The sequence below is a fragment of the Flavobacterium sp. genome, from assembly GCF_013822155.1.
Lineage (GTDB): Bacteria > Bacteroidota > Bacteroidia > Flavobacteriales > Flavobacteriaceae > Flavobacterium.
Genome location: NZ_PNJW01000024.1, coordinates 1 through 21,010, shown reverse-complemented (window position 1 = coordinate 21,010; position 21,010 = coordinate 1). Strand labels below are relative to the sequence as shown.

The 21,010-nt window shown below is 33.3% G+C and carries 16 protein-coding genes; 6 read left to right on the top strand and 10 right to left on the bottom strand.

The genetic code is table 11. From position 1 onward, the window contains the following. Positions 1 to 11: 11 nt before the first annotated feature. The 6 genes from gldI to pckA form a co-directional block, all read right to left on the bottom strand. Positions 12 to 596: a gliding motility-associated peptidyl-prolyl isomerase GldI gene (gldI, locus tag C0512_RS07765; protein ID WP_290860229.1), complete on the bottom strand. Its 585-nt coding sequence runs from the start codon at positions 594 to 596 to the stop codon at positions 12 to 14. After that, positions 597 to 1,610: a bifunctional oligoribonuclease/PAP phosphatase NrnA gene (locus tag C0512_RS07760; RefSeq protein WP_290860227.1), complete on the bottom strand. Its 1,014-nt coding sequence runs from the start codon at positions 1,608 to 1,610 to the stop codon at positions 597 to 599. It abuts the gene before it with no gap. Positions 1,611 to 1,983: 373 nt separating this feature from the next. Next, positions 1,984 to 3,078: an endonuclease gene (locus tag C0512_RS07755; RefSeq protein ID WP_290860225.1), complete on the bottom strand. Its 1,095-nt coding sequence runs from the start codon at positions 3,076 to 3,078 to the stop codon at positions 1,984 to 1,986. 39 nt (positions 3,079 to 3,117) lie between these two features. Then, positions 3,118 to 4,170 carry an endonuclease gene (locus C0512_RS07750; RefSeq protein WP_290860223.1) on the bottom strand — a complete coding sequence of 351 codons (1,053 nt, stop codon included), beginning with the start codon at positions 4,168 to 4,170 and terminating at the stop codon, positions 3,118 to 3,120. Positions 4,171 to 4,174: 4 nt separating this feature from the next. Continuing rightward, positions 4,175 to 5,392 (bottom strand): methyltransferase domain-containing protein, encoded by a 1,218-nt coding sequence (locus C0512_RS07745; protein ID WP_290860221.1) that lies wholly within the window; start codon positions 5,390 to 5,392, stop codon positions 4,175 to 4,177. A gap of 127 nt (positions 5,393 to 5,519) precedes the next feature. Continuing rightward, complete coding sequence (gene pckA, locus C0512_RS07740; protein ID WP_290860219.1) at positions 5,520 to 7,139, bottom strand: phosphoenolpyruvate carboxykinase (ATP); 1,620 nt, start codon at positions 7,137 to 7,139, stop codon at positions 5,520 to 5,522. A 290-nt stretch (positions 7,140 to 7,429) separates the two neighbouring features. Between pckA and lpdA the strand changes: the two genes are divergently transcribed. The 5 genes from lpdA (at position 7,430) to C0512_RS07715 (ending at position 14,158) form a co-directional block, all read left to right on the top strand. After that, positions 7,430 to 8,833, top strand: a complete 1,404-nt coding sequence (lpdA, locus tag C0512_RS07735) for a dihydrolipoyl dehydrogenase (protein WP_290860217.1) — start codon at positions 7,430 to 7,432, stop codon at positions 8,831 to 8,833. Between the two features lie 129 nt (positions 8,834 to 8,962). Next, the gene (locus C0512_RS07730) at positions 8,963 to 9,502 is read left to right on the top strand and encodes an NADPH-dependent FMN reductase (RefSeq protein ID WP_290860215.1); all 540 of its coding nucleotides are present in this window, start codon (positions 8,963 to 8,965) and stop codon (positions 9,500 to 9,502) included. A gap of 7 nt (positions 9,503 to 9,509) precedes the next feature. Then, on the top strand, positions 9,510 to 10,814 hold the full coding sequence (locus tag C0512_RS07725) for an anthranilate synthase component I family protein (RefSeq protein ID WP_290860213.1): 1,305 nt from the start codon (positions 9,510 to 9,512) through the stop codon (positions 10,812 to 10,814). Between the two features lie 42 nt (positions 10,815 to 10,856). Then, positions 10,857 to 12,161, top strand: a complete 1,305-nt coding sequence (gene tilS, locus C0512_RS07720; RefSeq protein ID WP_290860212.1) for a tRNA lysidine(34) synthetase TilS — start codon at positions 10,857 to 10,859, stop codon at positions 12,159 to 12,161. Beyond that, positions 12,161 to 14,158 carry a cytochrome c biogenesis protein CcdA gene (locus C0512_RS07715; RefSeq protein ID WP_290860209.1) on the top strand — a complete coding sequence of 666 codons (1,998 nt, stop codon included), beginning with the start codon at positions 12,161 to 12,163 and terminating at the stop codon, positions 14,156 to 14,158. The genes tilS and C0512_RS07715 overlap by 1 nt, the downstream gene beginning before the upstream one ends. A gap of 39 nt (positions 14,159 to 14,197) precedes the next feature. Here the strand turns inward: C0512_RS07715 and C0512_RS07710 are convergent, their stop codons facing one another. Continuing rightward, positions 14,198 to 14,926, bottom strand: a complete 729-nt coding sequence (locus tag C0512_RS07710; RefSeq protein ID WP_290860207.1) for a DUF2490 domain-containing protein — start codon at positions 14,924 to 14,926, stop codon at positions 14,198 to 14,200. 82 nt (positions 14,927 to 15,008) lie between these two features. Here C0512_RS07710 and C0512_RS07705 point away from each other — a divergent pair, with 82 nt between their 5' ends. Then, complete coding sequence (locus tag C0512_RS07705; protein ID WP_290860205.1) at positions 15,009 to 16,544, top strand: YifB family Mg chelatase-like AAA ATPase; 1,536 nt, start codon at positions 15,009 to 15,011, stop codon at positions 16,542 to 16,544. Positions 16,545 to 16,562: 18 nt separating this feature from the next. On the opposite strand, the gene C0512_RS07700 is transcribed toward C0512_RS07705, so the two are convergent. The 3 genes from C0512_RS07700 to C0512_RS07690 all read right to left on the bottom strand — a co-directional run. Further along, positions 16,563 to 17,918: a hydroxymethylglutaryl-CoA synthase gene (locus C0512_RS07700; RefSeq protein ID WP_290860203.1), complete on the bottom strand. Its 1,356-nt coding sequence runs from the start codon at positions 17,916 to 17,918 to the stop codon at positions 16,563 to 16,565. A 152-nt stretch (positions 17,919 to 18,070) separates the two neighbouring features. Next, positions 18,071 to 18,928 (bottom strand): neutral zinc metallopeptidase, encoded by an 858-nt coding sequence (locus C0512_RS07695; protein WP_290860201.1) that lies wholly within the window; start codon positions 18,926 to 18,928, stop codon positions 18,071 to 18,073. A gap of 42 nt (positions 18,929 to 18,970) precedes the next feature. After that, positions 18,971 to 21,010, bottom strand: a 2,040-nt coding sequence (locus C0512_RS07690; protein WP_290860199.1) for an ATP-binding protein, incomplete at its 5' end; no start/stop codon positions are given.

Sequence of the window (21,010 nt, the reverse complement as noted above, 5' to 3'; positions counted from 1 at the left end):
TTTTAAAATAGTTATTGATTTGAGCTGTTATTATTATTATTATTATTATCACTTTCTTTTTTAAAATCCGTTAAGGTAACGGTACAAATAATCGGGACATTTGAACCAATTCTGTTTTTATCACCCAAATAGCCATAAGCGATGTGAGAGGGAAACAGAAAAGACACTTTTTCATTTTTTCGCATTAATTTTATACCATCACGCAGGCCAATCATTATTTCTTGTTTATCGACCAAATAATTTTGAGGTCTGAGCTCTAATGCAGTATAAATAATGTTTCCTTTTAAATCAAAAATTTCATAGTCAAAAAAAGCAACATCCCCACGTTTAGGTCGCAAAGTATCTTTTTGGTTTTGTATTTCATACGTATACCAATATCCTTTTTCAGAAGCAAGATATTTTTTTTCAGGATTACTTTTAATGATGGAATCAATTGCTTTTTCTTCGGCTACAATCAATTTTTTATTTCTAACAATTGACTCTTTCATAAAACTACCTGACGATTTATAAACGGGCTTTCTTGCTTCCGGTTCTTTGCAACCGTAAGCGAATAGCATGCCAAAAAATATAAGGAATTTAAAATAGTTAAGTTTCATTTAGAATTTTAAATTAGGGTTGTTTTTTACAATTTGTTCAAAATTACTAATGGTTTCCTTCATCGAAACTAATGATTTTCCACCGGCTGCATTGATGTGACCGCCACCGTGAAAATGTTCCCGAGCTAGTTGATTTACGTCAAAATCACCGATGGAACGGAGCGAAATTTTAATAATTCCTTCTTCTTTATTTTCGATAAAAATGGCTGCAAAGATAATGTCTTTGATTGATAATCCATAATTTACAATTCCTTCCGTATCTCCTTTTTTAAAGTGATAGCGATCAAGTTCTTCTTGTGTTAAAGTAATATAAGCTGTTTTTTGAGCTTTCAAAAGTTTCATGTTTTGAAGAGCTTTACCTAATAATTGTAAGCTTTCGAATGAATTGTTGTTGAACAACAAATTGTGAATTTCACTATTATCAATTCCTAAATCAATTAAATGAGCAACCGTTCGGTGAGTTTTTCCTGTTGTTTTTGGGAATTTAAAAGAGCCGGAATCTGTTACAATTCCTGCATATAAACAAGTTGCGATGGTTTTATCTATTAATTCTAAACCATTTAAATCCGCAATAAAATCATAAACCATTTCACAGGTTGAACCATAAGTTGTGTCAGAAAAGGTTACTTCCGCATATGAATCGGGGGCTTGGTGATGATCTATCATGATAAATGGAGCTTTGAGTGTAGTCAAATCATGTTCCATTTCTCCAGTTCTATGAAGAGCATTAAAATCTAAAGTAAAAATCAATTCTGCTTGTTCTAAAACTGCTTTTGTACCTACTTTATCTTTTTCATAAATCAAAACGGTCTCTGAACCCGGCATCCAAGCTAAAAAATCAGGAAATTCATTAGGGGAAATAAGTATAGGTTGGTGATTTAGTTTTTTCAGAAAATGGTATAAAGCTAAGGTTGAACCCATGGCGTCACCATCAGGATTTCGATGTGGTAAAATGACGATTTTTTTAGAACTCGTCAATAGCATTTTTGCTGTTTCAATTTGAATTTCTGTCATAGTTTGCGAAGTTACATTTTTTTAGCAAAAGGTTCTCATTTCGCTAAAAAAAGTCCAAGCCAAACCGCTAATAATCCTGTGACAATTCATAAAACAAAATATTATTAGGCTAAAAAAGAATGTTGGTTTTTGAAAAGGCTTATATTTTCATATTCAGAAGTTGAAAAAGTAGGGTAGTTACCATATAAACCGTTAAGTAAATAAAGAAGAAGCATAGTAAAACTAACTTCCGATGATAACTTCTAAAAAATTAATAGAAAAGTTTTTATCATTTGAAATTTAATTTCATCATTAAAAATAGTTAAAATAAAATAGGAGGGCATAAAAAAACCTTCTCAAAATGAGAAGGTTTTTACTGTGAAAAATGAATAGATTAATTCACTAGTATTTTTTTTGTAATAGATTGATTTTCGGAAGATACTTTAATAAAATAAAATCCGGAAGGTAAATTTTCAACCGTATAGATATTATTAGTCTGAGTTGGTTTTTGAATTTGTTGCATCAATTGACCATTGATATTGATTAATTGAATTTCGTCCAGTTCCATTTCAGAATCTATATTAATTCTTCTGTCATTGGTTGGATTTGGATAAATTGAAATGGTAGCCAATGTCTCAAAATTTGTTGTAGAAAGGGCTTGACTCCAAATTTGTTGAACATATTCCGGATGATCAATATAAGGGTTTCTGTTTCCTTGATAAATATACGCATTATCATTACGGTCAATTTCAAACTGGCTTACAGGGTCTGAATTATGCCAATCTACTAGCATTTGTAAAAAAGGTAATTTGAATACTTGATTTTCAGTTCCATTAAACATTGGAAAGGAATAATTGTCTACTTGCGTTTCATAGCGAGTGGCAAAATAGAATAATATCCGGGCAATATCTCCTTTAAATTCATCGATAGGTTCGAACGCTTTTCCGGAATATTCGGTAACTGATATGTCACCAAGTTTGGAACCATTTGTTGAAGTCCATGTTGGATTAGCAACAATACCAAAAGGATAATTGCTTCTTCGGTTGTTTACATATCCATCTGTTGGAATAAGTTGATGAATGTCGCCAACCATCGGCATTTGTGAGTTATAAGTGCTTTGTGGAACTATATGTTCACCGTTATAACAATCTGATTCACCTTGATAACTACCACATTTGTCGTTGGCATAATAACTATAGTTGTAGGCATCTGTCGCATTGGGTTTTTCAGAATACATATCTAAAATAGAACCATCATCTTCATAATAATGATCCACATCGGTAGTTTTAAATCCTTTTATATCCGTGAAAAGATTGTCATACGAATTACCATCATGTCCATTAGTAATTATTGTTTTCAATTTTGTTTTTAAAGTATAACCTGTAAAACCAATCGCATTATCATAATATCCGGGGGGAATTGTTTCTATTGAATTTTGAGCAAAAATAAGTGATGAAAATAGGTACACCACGATGTAAATTTTTTTCATTATAATTTAATTTGAGGTATTTTTTTTTAAATAAAGTAACTAATTTACAATCACTTTTTTAGTAATAGATTGATTTTTAGAAGATATTTTTATAAAATAAAATCCGGGAGGTAAATTTTCAATCGTATACGTATTATTAGTTCGAGTTGGTTTTTGAATTTGTTGCATCAATTGACCATTGATATTGATTAATTGAATTTCATCCACTTCCATTTCAGAATCTATATTAATTCTTCTGTCATTGGTTGGATTTGGATAAAGGCTAAACTCAAAAGCAACCATTTGTGTAGTTGATAAAGTTCCCCAAATATCTTGAGCAGGGAGTCCTCCCCAAATTTTTGTAGCTAAATAAGGATTATCAATAAATGGATTTCTGTTTCCTTGACCGTATGTATTATTTGCATTAGTCAAGTAGTTATTTCTATTTATTTCAGTTTGTGAAACAGGATCTTCCGCATTCCAAGTTAAAAATAAATCAATCATATCATCACCGGCATCTGCATTGGCTCCAACTCCAATATTTGAAGGCAAGCATTGATTCCCATAATGAAGATACATATACATAATGATTCGGGCTACATCACCTTTCCATTCATCACCGGGATACCAATTTGCACCGACAACAGTAGAATTTCCTGAGCCAGTAGCAAATTTTCTGTTAGCTCGCGTGCCATTGCGTTGTACATCACAAGCACGAAGCATGTGAGCATCAGCTCCGGGACCACTTTGACCTAAGTCAGGTGTTCCAACAGATTGAGCATAAACGTGTTCTCGGTTCCATTGACCGTTACTGCCACCATTATCATTTTTATTTCTGCTTAAGTCGTTGGTTACATCACCATCGGAACCATTTTCCCAACCGTATACTAACAATAAATTTGCAGAATTAGAAGGATCTAAATCAGTAATTTTTAAAGCATTCCAAACTTGAGAATAACTAAGTTCTTTGGTGTGAGTAGTAATTATCAGTTGAGCCAATTGATTTTTGAGCGGTTGACCGTTTAAACTAAAGTTAATTCCATTGTAATATGCTTGCTGAGAAAACCCAAGCGTTACAACTAATAACAATAAAATAGAGTAGATTTTTTTCATGTAATTATTCGTTTTTACGTTCTAATAAGGCCATATAAAACCCATCAAAACCAGATTCGGAGGCTAGAATTTTTTTATCTTGTACAAAGGTAAAGTTTTTACCGTTTTCAGTAGTTAAGAAACGCTTAATTTGTTCTTGGTTTTCAGAGGGTAGGATAGAACAGGTAGCATAAACCATTTTTCCACCCGGTTTTACAATTCTGGAATAACTTTCTAAAACTTCTGCTTGTACTTTACGGATATTGTCTATGAATTCCGGTTGTAGTTTCCATTTGCTATCGGGATTTCTTTTTAAAACACCTAAACCACTACAAGGAGCATCGATTAATACACGATCAGCTTTTTCGTATAGTTTTTTAATTACTTTCGTAGAATCAATAATACGGTATTCAATATTGAAAGCCCCATTTCGTTTTGCACGAAGTTTTAATTGTTTTAATTTACTTTCGTATAAGTCCATTGCTATTAACAACCCTTTGTTTTCCATTAAGGATGCCATATGCAAGGTTTTTCCACCTGCACCGGCACAAGTGTCAACTACTTTCATTCCGGGTTTTACATCTAAAAAGGCAGCTACGAGTTGTGAATTTGCATCTTGTACTTCAAATAATCCCTCTTTAAAAGCATCGGTTAAAAAAACATTTGCTCGCTCTTTCAAGACTAAGGCATCTGCTTGTTTTTCAAGGTAATCTGTTTCGATGTTTAAATCCATCAAGATTGCACGCAATTTTTGTTTTGTTGTTTTTAAGGTATTTACTCTTAAAATAACTTGAGCTTGTTGGTTTTGAGCAGCAATTTCTTTCGACCAAAGTTCTTCTCCTAATTCTTTTACACCCATTTCATCCATCCAATCAGGAATAGATTCACGGTATTTTCTTATTTTGGATAATTCATCAAAACGACCTTTGATTTTGCGTTGCGGAGTTCCTTCCAATTGTCTCCAATCAGGTATTGGGTAGCCTCTTAAAACGGCCCAAGCGGCGAACATTCTCCATAAATCATCACGGTCATAAGGTTCTTTTACTTCAGCAATTTCGCCATATAATCGTTTCCATCGAACAATTTCATAGATGGTTTCAGCCACAAATTTTCTATCTGAACTTCCCCAACGTTTGTCTTTTTTTAATGCTCTAGCGACCACTTTATCGGCATATTCACCTTCGTTAAATATGGCATTCAAGGAATCGATCGTAGTGTAAACTAAATTTCTGTGTAATCTCATTTCAATAAAATAGCCTGCAAAGGTACTATTAATTATGAGTCAGTTAACTAATAAACGTTAAAAATTCAAAACCCGACGGAAAAATCCAATCGGGTTTTGAGAAAAACAAGTGTTGTTTGCTTTTGAGTTATGCTAATACATTTTCTAAGCTTGGACCGGCATAAACCAATTTTTTACCTTCTTCTGTATCAGTATATTGTTCAAAGTTTTTGATATAGCGTGAAGCTAAATCTTTGGCTTTCACTTCCCATTCTTCTTCTGATTTATAAGTGTCTCTTGGATCAAGAATACCTTTACTTACATTTGGTAATGATGTTGGAACAGTTAAATTCAAGAAAGGAATGTGTTTTGTTTCCATTTGATCAATCTCACCACTTAAAATGGCATCAATAATGGCACGTGTATCTTTCAATGAAATTCTTTTTCCGGTACCATTCCAACCGGTATTAACTAAATATGCTTTTGCTCCGTGCTCTTTCATTTTTCCAATTAATGTTTTAGAATACATGGTTGGATGTAAAGTTAAAAACGCTTCACCGAAAGCAGGTGAGAATGAAGGTTCAGGTGCAGTAATTCCTCTTTCTGTTCCTGCCAACTTAGAGGTGTAACCACATAAGAAATGGTATTGAGCTTGGTCATCATTTAAAATAGACACTGGAGGTAGCACACCAAATGCATCAGCAGAAAGGTAAATTATTTTTTTAGCATGACCTGCTTTTGACGGTAATACAATTTTATTGATGTGGTAAATTGGGTATGAAACTCTAGAGTTTTCAGTAATTGAATGGTCATAATAATCGACTTCACCATATTCATTTACCACTACATTTTCTAATAAGGCATCCCGTTTGATTGCTCTCCAAATATCCGGTTCATTTTCTTCGCTTAAGTCGATTACTTTGGCATAACAACCTCCTTCAAAGTTGAAAACCCCATTGTTGTCCCAACCATGTTCATCATCACCAATTAGATAACGTTTTGGATCGGCAGAAAGTGTTGTTTTTCCTGTACCTGATAATCCAAAGAAAACAGCTACATCTCCTTTTTCTCCTACATTAGCAGAACAATGCATTGAAGCCATTCCTTTTAAAGGAAGGTAGTAATTCATCATGGCAAACATTCCTTTTTTCATTTCACCACCGTACCAAGTACCACCAATAATTTGGATTTTTTCAGTTAAATTGAAAACTACAAAGTTTTCAGAATTTAAGCCTTGTTCTTTCCAATTTGGGTTAGTTGTTTTAGAACCATTCATCACAATAAAATCAGGTTCACCAAAATTTTCTAGTTCATAAATGGAAGGACGAATAAACATATTGGTTACAAAATGAGCTTGCCAAGCCACTTCCATTACAAAACGAACTTTTAAACGAGTGTCTGGATTGGTTCCACAAAATGCATCCACCACATATATTTTTTTAGAGATGGAAAGTTGTTTTAAAACTAATGATTTTAAATCTTTCCAAATTTCATTTGTAGTTGGAAAGTTAACTTTCCCATCCCAGCAAATGGTATTTTCAGTAATTTCATCTTTAACAATATATCTGTCTTTAGGAGAACGGCCTGTAAAAACTCCAGTTTTTACTGCTACAGCTCCAGTATCTGTTAAGGCTCCTTTTTCATATCCTTTTCTCATGTGAGAAGTTTCGGCTTGAAATAATTCTTCATAAGAAGGATTGTAAACAACTTCGTGGTAACCTGTGATTCCCAAATCGTGAAGCTCTTGAATGACTTTGATATTTTTCATGGTACTAAAATTTATTTATTTAACGTCTATTTTTTATTTGATTATAACTTAAAATCTTATACTCCAAAGGTCACTAAATTTACCTCCAATAAAGATGATAAATGTCATGAAAATGAGAAATCTACGAAAACGATTTCATTGCTTTGTGTTGATTTATAAGTGGTTACGAATGAGTAACTTTCGAATTTTATTATTTGAAAAAGTTTACTAAAGCAATTCTTAAAAGTACCAAAAACATTCGTAATTTTGCAGTCGTTTAACTGATATTTAACTACTAAATAAAAATATATATGAGTCAATTTGATGTTGCTATCATCGGTTCCGGTCCAGGAGGTTATGTGGCTGCCATTCGTTGTGCACAATTAGGATTTAAAACGGCTATTATCGAAAAATATTCGGTTTTAGGCGGTACTTGTTTAAATGTGGGTTGTATCCCTTCTAAAGCTTTACTTTCTTCTTCTCATCATTACCACGATGCTGTGGCTCATTTTGAAGAGCACGGTATCGAAGTGGGTAAAGTGAAAGTAAATCTGGAAAAAATGATTGCCCGAAAACAAGCTGTGGTTGACCAAACAACGGGTGGAATCAAGTTTTTGATGGATAAAAATAAGATTACTGTTTTTGAAGGAGTGGGTTCGTTTGAAGATGCAACCCATGTAAAAGTGACAAAAAATGATGGTTCTTCGGAGACCATTGAAGCTAACTATTCAATCATTGCAACAGGTTCAAAACCTTCTTCGTTGCCATTCATAAAATTAGACAAAGAAAAAGTTATCACTTCAACTGAAGCGTTGAAATTACCTGAAATTCCTAAACATCTAGTCATTATTGGTGGAGGTGTAATCGGAATCGAATTAGGGCAAGTGTACCTTCGTTTGGGTGCACAAGTTTCTGTAGTAGAATTTATGGACCGAATTATTCCGGGAATGGATGCTTCTTTGTCGAAAGAATTAACCAAAGTGTTGAAAAAACAAGGAATGAAATTCTATACTTCACATAAAGTTAAATCGGTTAACCGCAAAGGAAAAATTGTAACTGTTGAAGCCGAAACTCCAAAAGGAGAAATTTTATCGTTAGAAGGAGATTATTGTTTGGTTTCTGTTGGAAGAAGACCTTATACGGATGGTTTACATGCCGAAAAAGCTGGAGTAAAAGTAACCGATAAAGGTCAGATTGAAGTAAACAATCATTTGCAAACAACAGCCGCAAATATTTATGCTATTGGCGATGTAGTTCGTGGAGCCATGCTAGCTCACAAAGCGGAAGAAGAAGGAGTATTGGTTGCCGAAATTTTAGCCGGACAAAAACCGCACATTGATTATAATTTAATTCCGGGTGTGGTATACACTTGGCCGGAAGTTGCCGCTGTTGGAAAAACAGAAGAGCAATTAAAAGAAGAAGGAGTAGCCTTCAAATCGGGAAGTTTCCCATTTAAAGCTTTAGGAAGAGCAAGAGCCGGCGGTGATACGGACGGATTTGTGAAAATATTAGCTGATGCGAAAACCGATGAAGTGCTAGGCGTTCACATGATTGGCCCACGTTGTGCCGATTTAATTGCCGAAGCAGTAACTGCAATGGAATTTAGAGCCAGTGCCGAAGATATTTCAAGAATGAGTCACGCTCATCCAACTTTTGCTGAAGCGGTAAAAGAAGCGGCTTTGGCTGCAACAGAAAACCGTGCGTTGCATGTGTAAAATATAATTCAACGTTTTATTTTAAACCCCGTCAACATTCAAAACTCTGACGGGGTTTTCTTTTAGAGTCATTTTATTTAAGGTTTGTAACAATAAAATTCTTCCTTACCTTTACAAAAAAAAATAGCCATGTCTACCCTCTTAGCCTTTGCCGGAAGTAATTCTTCTACTTCAATTAATCACGAATTAGTAACCTATTTGACTACTCAATTGAAAGAGTCAACGTTTGAATTATTCAAATTGTCTGATATGGACTTGATTGTTTACAGTGAAGATGAGCAACGCGAAAATGGTTTTCCATCTTCAATCAATCAAATTTATAAGCATATTCAAGCTTCTGAAGGAATTATTATTTCTGTGAATGAACACAATAGTAATCCTTCTGCATTCTTTAAAAATGTGTTGGATTGGCTGTCGCGATTGGATCGAAAATTCCTTGAAGGTAAAAAAGTATTTCTTGTTAGTGCATCAACAGGAGCAAGAGGAGGTATGAGTTCGTTGGAAGTAGTAAAAAATTTGATTCCGCGTTTTGGTGGAGAAGTAGTTGATACATTTTCCTTTCCTTCGTTTAAAGAAAACTTTTCTTTAGCAGAAAAAACAATCACCAACGAAGAATTGAGAAAAGAGATTTTATTAAAATTACACCAGTTCGAAAATCAATTGAAATAACTTTTCGATGTTAAGAACTGTCAAAAGTTTCACTCTTGAAAATCCGGAATCCTTCAAAAGTAATTTGTTGGAATGGGCCAATCAATTCAAAGAAGTAGTTTTTTTAGACACGAATAAGTACCATCAAAAATATTCGACTTATGATGCGGTTTTGGCAGTAGATGCTTTTACGTCTATTAAAACCGATTATTTTAATGCTTTTGAAGACTTACAACAATACCAATCACATACCAAAGACTGGTTATTTGGCTACCTTTCGTATGATTTAAAAAATGATACAGAGGCTTTAACTTCTAAAAATTTTGACGGATTAGCCTTTCCTGATTTGTATTTCTTTCAACCTAAAAAGCTGTTTTTTTTGAAAGAAAATCAATTGGAAGTTCAGTATTTAAGACTTTGTGATGATGAAATAGCCGATGATTTTTCAGCAATTTTGAATGCGAAAGCAACTTCCCACTTTGCTCCCGAATCTTCGGGATTACGAGAGATTAAAATTCAACAACGAATTTCGAATGAAGCTTACCTCGTGAAAGTTTCCAAAATGCTCGAACATATTCATCACGGCGACATTTATGAAGCTAATTTTTGCATGGAATTTTATTCCGAAGAAGTACAAATTAACCCTTTGGAAATCTATCAAAAACTAAATAAAATTTCTGAACCGCCTTTTGCTGTTTATTTTAAAAATAGTCATCATTATTTATTGTCCGCTTCACCCGAAAGGTATTTAAAAAAGGAAGGAACCAAAGTTATTTTGCAACCCATCAAAGGAACATCCAGAAGAAATCTGGACCCAATTTTAGATGAACAATCAAAAATGGATTTAGAAAATAATCCGAAAGAACGAGCCGAAAATATTATGATTGTAGATTTGGTTCGCAATGATTTATCTCGCACCGCCACAAAAGGTTCGGTAGAAGTAGAAGAGTTGTGCAAAATTTATACGTTTAAGCAAGTGCATCAAATGATTTCTACTGTTGTTTCTCAAGTAGAAATCACCACTTCACCGGTTGAAATTCTCAAAACTACTTTCCCGATGGGAAGTATGACCGGTGCTCCAAAAATTTCTGCGATGCAGATTATTGAAAAATTAGAAGAAACCAAACGTGGATTATACAGCGGAGCCGTTGGTTATTTCACTCCCGAAGGTGATTTTGATTTTAATGTTGTGATTCGCAGTATTTTATATAATGCTGAAAATCAATACCTATCTTTTTCCGTTGGAAGTGCCATCACATCCGAAGCAACTCCCGAAGGCGAATATGAAGAATGTTTGTTGAAAGCAAAAGCAATGTTTGAAGTATTGAAATAGTTGCTCATTATTTCATTCTCTCAAAAATCCTTACTTTTGAAAATGTTTTCTAAATTTCAAAACCATTTGTCAACTAATTTTTCCTTTTTAAGAGAGGCTAAAATTCTTGTTGCGGTCAGTGGTGGTTTGGATAGTATGGTTTTACTGAAATTATTATCGAATTCAAATTTACAAATCGCTGTAGCCCATTGCAATTTTCAACTTCGTGATATTGAAAGTGATGATGATGAGGTTTTTGTAAAATCGTATTGTCATAAAAATTCTATTCAAGGTTTTTTTCAAAAATTCGATACGAAAAGATTTGCCGAAGATGAAAAATTATCCATTCAACTCGCAGCCCGAAAACTTCGTTATGAATGGTTTTATGAATTATTGGAAAAAGAAAATTTTGATTTTATTTTAACCGCTCATCATTTAGACGATCAATTAGAAACGTTTTTAATCCATTTTTCTCGCGGAACAGGTTTGGAAGGATTGACAGGAATTCCCTCCCAAAATGATAAAATTATCCGACCCTTGTTGGTTTTTTCCAGAGAAGAAATTGAAAATTTTGCAAATGAAAATAACATTTCTTGGCGAGAAGATAGTAGTAATTCTTCTGATAAATATTTACGAAATAAAATTCGCCATCAAATAGTTCCAATTTTAAAAGAATTGAATCCGAGCTTTTTAGATTCTTTTCAAAAAACGATTCAAAATCTCAATCAAGCACAATCGTTGGTGAATGATGCTTCTAGAATTGTCTATCGAAAAGTGGTGCAAGACGACGAAAATCAAAAGATAATCGACTTAAAAGAATTACTTCAATTATCAAATTACCAAGCGTATTTGTATCAATGGTTATCACCTTTCGGATTTTCGGCATGGCAAGATATTTATGATTTGGCGAAAGCTCAATCAGGAAAACAAATCTTTTCTGAGCATTTCAGATTAGTTAAACATAGAGAAACTCTCCTCTTAGAACCCAAAGCAGTTAAAAATGAGGAGGAATATACTATTGCTGATAATCAATCGGAACTTAATTTTCCCTTAAAGTTGCGGTTTAGTAGTGTAAGCAATATATCAATATCAGATTCAAAAACTATCTTTGTGGACGCAGATGCGTTAAAATTTCCTTTAAAACTTAGGAAATGGCAAGAAGGTGATTATTTTTACCCTTTTGGAATGAGCGGAAAAAAGAAGCTTAGTAAGTTTTTTAAAGACGAAAAATTTTCTTTGATAGAAAAAGAAAATACTTGGCTTTTATGTTCTGAAAATCAAATTGTTTGGCTTGTTGGAAAACGCATGGACGACCGATTTAAACTAACCGAAAACACACAAACTATCTTAAAATTAGAATTAGTATAATGAAGAATTTATTTTTTACGTTGCTTACTTTTTTTGTAATTACAATTACACAAGCACAAATTTTAGATCCGGTCAAATGGAAAACGTCAATTGAGCAAAAATCAGAAACTGAATTTGTTTTAAAATTTAACGCAACCATTCAAAAAGATTGGCATTTCTTTTCTCAATTCACTCCAGACGGTGGTTCATTGCCTTCTGTTTTTATTTATGAAGATACAAAAGGGAATTATGAGCTGATAGGAAAGACAACCGAAAGTAAGTACAAAAAAGTATACAGTGATATCTTTGAAGTAGATGAATATATGTTTGAAGGTTCAGCACAATTTTCTCAAGTTGTAAAAGTTGTAAATCCTGCTTTAAAATCAATAAAAGTTGAGGTAGAATACCAAGCCTGTTTAGAACAGTGTATTCAACAATTTAAAAACTTTGAGTTTCAATTGCCTGTGAAAGAAAATGTTGTTGTTTCTCCAGTTGAAACAGTAGATTCTATTGCAACATCGAAGCATGAATTAAATGAAAAAATAGCAGCAAAAGAGTTAAAAGCAGAAAATGAAAAAGTAGATAAAAAAGACGAAAAGAAAGGTCTTTGGACGATATTCATCATTGCTTTTTTCTCCGGATTTGCAGCATTATTGACGCCATGTGTGTTTCCAATGATTCCAATGACGGTAAGTTTTTTTACAAAACAAAGTAAAGACAGGGCCAAAGGTATTAGAAACGCTATCATTTACGGTCTTTCAATTATTGTGATTTATGTTGCTTTAGGAACACTTATTACTTATGCTTTTGGAGCGGATTCCTTAAATGAATTATCAACAAGCGTATCGTTCAATGTTATTTTCTTTGGCTTGTTAATTTTCTTTGCCGCTTCATTTTTGGGAGCTTTTGAAATAGTTTTACCCAATTCATGGGCTAATAAAGTAGATCGTCAAGCGGATAGAGGCGGAATTATCGGCATCTTTTTTATGGCATTGGCTTTAGCTGTTGTATCCTTTTCATGTACCGGACCTATTGTAGGAACATTAATTGTTGAAGCTGCTTCAAAAGGCGGAATTGCTCCGATTGTTGGAATGTTAGGCTTTTCTTCAGCAATTGCATTACCGTTCATGTTATTTGCTTTATTTCCGGGTTGGATGAATTCTTTACCAAAATCAGGCGGATGGTTAAATACTGTAAAGGTTTCATTAGGATTTTTAGAATTGGCTTTTGCGTTTAAATTTTTATCAAATGCCGATTTAGTTTTACAATTGCACTGGTTTGAAAGAGAAACATTTTTAGCCATCTGGATTGCCGTTTTTGGAGCTTGGGCGTTATATTTATTTGGAAAATTAAGTTTGCCTCATGATAGTCCAATGGTTCATATTTCTGTTGGAAGAATGTTTATGGGATTATTTGTGTTGAGTTTTACTATTTATTTAATTCCCGGATTGTGGGGAGCTCCGTTGAAAATTATTTCAGGGTTTCCACCACCTTTGAATTATAGTGAAAGCCCAACAGGAATAGGAAGTGGAGGAGATTTAAATGATCATCAAACATTGCCCAAAGGTGCACATACCGGTCCACATGGAATAATAGCTTTTCATGATTATGAAGAAGGATTAGCTTACGCAAAACAAATTAATAAACCAATTCTGCTTGATTTTACAGGATATGCTTGTGTGAACTGTCGTAAAATGGAAGATTATGTTTGGTCAGATAAAATAATTCTTTCCATTCTAAAAAATGAAGTAGTTTTAATCTCATTATATGTAGATGATAAGAAAGAATTAGCTGAAAATGAGAAATATGTTTCAAAAGAAACCGGTAAAAAAATTAAAACCATCGGTAATAAATGGAGTGATTTTCAAATCACTAAATACAAAGCCAATGCTCAACCGTATTATTTGATTTTAGATACGGAGGGAACTACAATTTCAGATGAGCCTGCAAGTTATGATCCTGATATTGATTTGTATGAAGATTGGTTACGAGAAGGCATCTCTAAATTTAAAAAGTAAAAGCTAAGCTTTAAAAAAAAATCCCTAAAGAAAATATTTCTAGGGATTTTGTTTTTTTGTAAAATCAAAATTATGAAATACTAAAAATTGTAAATTATGATTCACTTTATGAGTATCTGTTGTATTTGCAAGAATTACTTGTTTCATATAAGCCAATTGAAAGGTCATGTTTTTAGTTTGATAACCCAATCCTATTGCTATTCTATTTTGATCAAAACGGAATCCGTTTGTTATTTCATCTCCTGAATTAAACATAATTTCATCAGAAACTAAGGCATAAAATCGATTACTATTCGGTTGGTTTTTAAAATATAACTTTGCTTGAAAAAGGTATCTAAATCGAAAATTAAAATCATATTCACTTGTTTTTTCATTCGCAATGATAACACTCCTAAATCTTGCTTCATAACGCAAACGATGAAAAAAATTGAACGATTTTGAAGAATGACTAATGGTAGTTTGTCCCCAAGGTCTTTGTTCAAATTTAAAAGTTTCTTTACCTTCCATCGGATAGAACCAAGCTAATGCATATCCTAACGTTGTTGTAGTTTTGAGTTTATTGTCAAAGTGATAGGTTAAGCCTGTTCTTATGATATAAAAATTATCAGGAACCCAATGCGTATCATTCCATAACGAATAATTTTTTGAAATTTTTGATTGGGTGAGATAACCTATCCATAGTTGTTCATTTTCAGTTTCGCTTTGTGAAAATACTATGGTATAAAAAAATAAAAAGGCAAATAGAGAGGTGATTTTAATTGTCTTCACGGAGAATGATAAAAATATTTTCAAAAATACTATTTTCTTATCATTCTATTTGTGATATTTGTCATAGATAAATTTATACGCCATGTTAGTTAAAGTATTTGGAAGTGCCGTTTTCGGTGTGGAAGCCACCACGATTACCGTAGAAGTAAATATTGATAAAGGAGTGGGCTACCACTTAGTTGGATTACCCGACAATGCCATTAAAGAAAGTAGTTATCGAATAGCTGCTGCTCTCAAAAATAACGGGTATTCCTTACCGGTTAAAAAAATCACCATCAACATGGCCCCGGCCGATTTAAGAAAGGAAGGCTCTGCTTATGACCTTACTTTGGCAATTGGTATTTTAGTTGCTTCAGGACAAATTAGAGCGGATGAATTAGACCAATATGTCATCATGGGAGAATTGTCTTTAGATGGTGGTTTACAACCTATTAAAGGGGCTTTGTCAATTGCCATAAAAGCAAAAGAAGAAGGTTTCAAAGGGTTTATTCTTCCCATTCAAAATGTGAAAGAAGCTGCAATAGTCGAAGGTCTGGACGTTTATGGAATTGAAAATGTACTGCAAGTAATTGATTTTTTTGAAGGAAATGGAACCATAGAGCCAACGATTATCGATACAAAAGAAGAGTTTTCCAGAACATTAGATTTTCCAGAATTTGATTTTTCTGATGTAAAAGGGCAGGAGAGTATTAAACGTTGTATGGAAATTGCAGCAGCCGGAGGACATAATATTATTTTAATTGGTCCACCGGGTTCCGGTAAAACAATGTTGGCAAAAAGATTACCGAGTATTTTACCACCAATGACTATGAAAGAAGCTTTGGAAACCACTAAAATACATTCTGTTGCCGGAAAAACAAAAGAAGCCGGATTAATGAGCCAACGGCCTTTTCGGAGTCCGCATCATACTGCCTCCTCTGTTTCATTAGTTGGAGGTGGAAGTTATCCTCAACCGGGTGAAATTTCATTGGCACATAATGGTGTCTTATTTTTAGATGAACTTCCGGAATTTAAACGGGAAGTTTTAGAAGTCATGCGTCAACCTTTAGAGGATAGAGAAGTAACGATTTCTAGAGCAAAATTTACGATTACATATCCTTCTTCTTTTATGTTGGTTGCGAGTATGAATCCGAGTCCGAGTGGCTATTTTAATGATCCGGATGCTCCAATAAGTTCATCACCGGCTGAAATGCAACGGTATTTGAGTAAAATTTCCGGTCCTCTATTAGATAGGATTGATATTCATATAGAAGTAACACCCGTTCCATTTGAAAAATTAACCGAAACCAGAAAAGCGGAAAGCAGCGTTGAAATAAGAAAACGTGTTACCAAAGCGAGAGAGTTACAAACAGTCAGGTTTGATTCTATGCCTTCGATTCATTACAATGCTCAAATGAGCAGTAAACTGATTCGAGAATTTTGTGTGCTTGATGAAATATCATTACAATTACTTAAAACAGCCATGGAAAGACTGAATTTGTCAGCTAGAGCCTATGACAGAATATTAAAAGTCGCCCGAACAATTGCAGATTTAGAAGCATCAGAATTGCTAAAACATACACATATTGCTGAGGCAATTCAATATAGAAGTTTGGATAGGGAAGGTTGGTTGGGATAAATCAATTTCAATAACAATTTAATCCATAAATTTATAATATCGTGCACCTATCAAGACAGGGTTTTCTTTTTCGATGAAATCTAAAACAAATTCTTTTTTAGGTTTTAAAATTGGTTGTTCTAATTCTTTTTTATGTAGTTTTTCATAGGTTTCAAAGTCAATAGCGATACAATTTTTGAGGTTTTCAAAAAGTGAAAGTTTTTCAATTTGTGATTTCCAATCAGTAGAAATAATTGCTTCGAAAACCTTTGATTTTGACCCACTACCATAAGCAATAAAGCCAACTTTTTGATTGGTCAACGTAGTGTTTTGTTGCATATGATAACTTAAAGAAGAGAGGAGCCCAAGAAAAATAGAGCCGGTATAGATATTACCTACTTGTCCGGAAGCAATTTCGGAGGGATAGATTTTTTGGTTAATAAGTTCTAAATATTCCGGACTTTTAGTTAGGGCTTTTAATTTGTCCTTTTCTGTTTCACCCAATTGATTGGTTAACAATTCCGGATTTTCTTTGGAAAAAATTTCTATGAATGTTCTTCTGCCTTGAAAACAATAGGGTAGATGCATCAAAATGGAAGACCAGTCTTGATAGATTTTTCCACTTTGTTGACTTTCTTTTTTAAAATGTTCGTAGGCTTCCGTAATTCTGTTGATATAGCATTGATTGGAATATTGGCCGTCAAATACAGGTTGTTCTTTGTAAATTGATATTTCATTTTCCACTACACCAAACCATTCCGTATTTTCTGTGGAGTTGGTTACTTGATTTTTTGAAAGATACCTTCTAGGTTTAAAGAAGTCAAAAACACCATCTGTAGAAACTCCCACTTTGTTAGAGAAACTGAGTATTCGGGGATTTGATGTAATTAACATTGCTATTGCTCCGGCACCTTGCGTATATTCTCCTGTTGAATTTAAATCGTATTTGGCATTATCAGTGGCTATTACAATTGCTTTTTTAGTTGGATTTAATCGAACATAGTCTAAACAATTTTGCAAAGCATCAACAGCTCCGATACAAGCAAATGTCATATCTACCACATCACAATTGCGGAATGAACCTTGGCCTAATTTGTTTTCTAACAAATTAAGTACGTAAGAAGCAATTGGTTTTGAACTATCAACGCCACTTTCACTACCTATATATATTCTTGAAATAGTTCTCGGATTACAATCTTCCTGCTGAATTAGTTTTAAGGCAGCATTTGCTGCAAAAGTAACTACATCTTGGTTAACATCCGGGAAACTCATTTTTTGTAAACCCAAACCTTTAGTTAGTTTTTCAGGTTCAATGCCTCGATGTATTGCTAAAGTTGAAATAGGTAAATAAATTTTAGGAATATCGAAAGATATGCTGTCTATACCAACGTTCATGTTGAAAAATTTGAAGTACAAAATTAAAAAAGAGCCTTTCAATAATTGATAAACAATTCATAAAAAATCCCTTTTTTAAAACGAATTACGAATGTTTTAAAAAAGGGAAGATATTATTTTGAAAAGAACAATTTTTTAATCTAAAACTGATTTTAATTCAATGTTGCAAAGGTATCACCTTGTTTGATATCACCCGTTTTAAAACCTTTACCAAACCATTTTACACGTTGTTCAGAAGTTCCGTGAGTAAAAGAATCAGGAACAACATGGCCTTGCATTTTCTTTTGAATGGCATCATCACCAACCGCTTGAGCCGCACTTAAAGCTTCTTCGATATCGCCTTCTTCTAGATATTTTTGATTATAATGTGTCCATAAACCGGCATAAAAATCAGCTTGAAGCTCTAAACATACGGATAATTTATTACTTTCCACATCACTTACTTTTTGTTGCAGTTTACGAACTTCACCTGAAGTTCCTAATAGTGTTTGCACATGATGACCTACTTCGTGAGCAATCACATAGGCAATGGCATAATCGCCGCCTTTTGCACCAAAACGGGTTCGGAGTTCATCAAAAAAGTCTAAATCCATATATACTTTTTGATCTCCGGGGCAATAAAAAGGGCCTGAGGCAGACGAAGCTCCACCACAAGCTGTTTGAACAGAGCCACGAAATAAAACCATTTTTGGTTCAACATATTTTATACCATTTTCCTCAAAAATTCTATGCCAAACATCTTCTGTATCGGCTAAAACTGTAGCAACAAATTCACCCATTTTTTGGTCGGCTTCACTTAAAGGTTGAGCCGGACCGGTTTCTGTTTGTTGCTGTTGCATTTGGTTTTGCAGTTCTTGCATTAGTTGGGCATTGTCACCACCGCCCATAAACATTTGTATAACAAGAAAAACCAGACCGATTAAACCCCCGCCGGCAACCACTTTTCCTGTGGTTCCCATTCCTCTTCGATCCTCCATGTTTGAACTTTGTCTTCTACCTTCCCATTTCATAGTATTGAATTTTGAATTATATAAAAGTAAAAAAAGTTATCATTATTTCACCCATCTTGCAATTATTTCTTCTAAGCTACCTTTTATAATTGGTTTAGAAACATAATCATTCATTCCGATTTCCAGGCATTTTTCTTTTTCACCAATAACAGTGCCGGCAGTTAAAGCAATGATTGGAACAGTTTTTCCGGTATCTAATTTTCTGATTTCTTTGGTTGCTTCATAACCGTTCATTATAGGCATTTGAATATCCATAAAAATGATGTCAAAAGATGCTTCTTGGTATTTTTCATAAGCTTCTAAACCATTGGTAACGGTAACAATTTTAGCATTTGGCATTATTTTTTTAATTAATGTTTTTGCTAAAAGAGAATTAATATTATTGTCTTCAACAATCAAAACATTTGTATTAGCTTGATTTTGATAAACATATTCTTCCTCTACTTCGATTTTTTTAGGAATATATTCGCCTTCTTTACTGGAGGATTGCACATCAATGTCAAAATAAAAAGTACTGCCTTTGTTTGGTTCACTGTTTAACTGTAATTTGCTATTCATCAAAGCAAGAAGTTTATTCGAAATGCTTAGTCCTAAACCGGTTCCTCCATATTGCCTTGTTGTTGAGTTGTCTTCTTGTGAAAAGGCTTCAAATATTTTGGCTTGATTTTCACGTCTTATTCCAATTCCGGTATCTATGACAGAAAACCGTAAACGAGTTTGATGTGTTGTAATTCTGTCAAGCACTGATACAGTTAATTTTATTTTTCCGTTTGATGTAAATTTGACGGCATTACCCAATAAATTTATTAAAATTTGTTTGAGTCGAATAGGGTCAATCCAAACCTTAACCGGAACGTCATTATTGATGTGTAAATCAACATCTATTTTCTTTTGGATAGCATCAAATTTAATGGTATCGATCACCTCTCGGGCAATTTCGGTTAATTTGGTTTCTTCAATAACTAATTCTAAATTTCCGGATTCAATTTTTGAAAAGTCTAAAATATCGTTAATAACGCTCATCAAAGATTTTGCTGATTGATTAACAGTTTTCATATATTTTGCCTGTGACTTTTCTAATTCTGAACTCATCAATAAATCGGTAAAACCAATAATTCCATTTAAAGGAGTTCTGATTTCATGGCTCATATTGGCTAAAAATTCTGATTTGGCTTTGTTAGCCGCAATTGCCATTTCTTTTTCTTTGATGGCTGCTTCTTGCAATTTTCGTTCGGTAATGTCAATAAAAATACCTTCTATGAATTCGACTTGATTGTCTTTTATGATAACATCACCAAATTCTTCTACCCAAACAATTCGATCGTCTTTGTGAATGATTCTGTAAATGAAATGAATTTTTTGACCATTTTCTAATGCATATTTTTGGTCTTTTATCACTCTTTCTCTATCGTCGGGGTGAATAATATCTAAATAGGATATTTCGTTTGTTAAAAAATCTTCTTTTGGATATCCGGTTAAATTTTCTATTTCATTGTTCAAATAAATTTTTGTAAATTTTGAATCATATTTTGAAAGATAAATGGTACCCGGAATATTATCAGCTAAAAGTCTGAAACGGATTTCACTGTCGTTTATGATATTTTCATTAATATTTCGTTCAATAGCCGAAGTAATATTATTAACTAAAGTTTGAAGAATATTTAATTCGTCTTCCGTCCACAATCTTTCGTTGGTGCAATCATCAAATCCAATTATCCCATAAAATGCATTTTTAACGAAAATAGGTAATATTAAAATTGATTTTATGTTTTGTGATTTAAGCATTTCTTTTAAATCACTTTCAAAAATATCGTTTACAATTTTATTGTAATTTTTATTTTTTTTGAGTGGAATAATCATATCCAGTATCACTTCGAAAGGTAAATTTTGGAGCTCCTCATTATCAATTTGTGGTTCTGTTTTAGAATTTGTCCATTCATATTTTTGAGAAATGACTCTTTTTTCTTCATTTACTTCAAAATAATATACCCTGTCAATATTGGTAACTGTACCAACTGTTTCCAAAATTTCATCAAAAACATTGAAAACACTTGAGTTGGCTAGAATTTTTTCTGATATTTT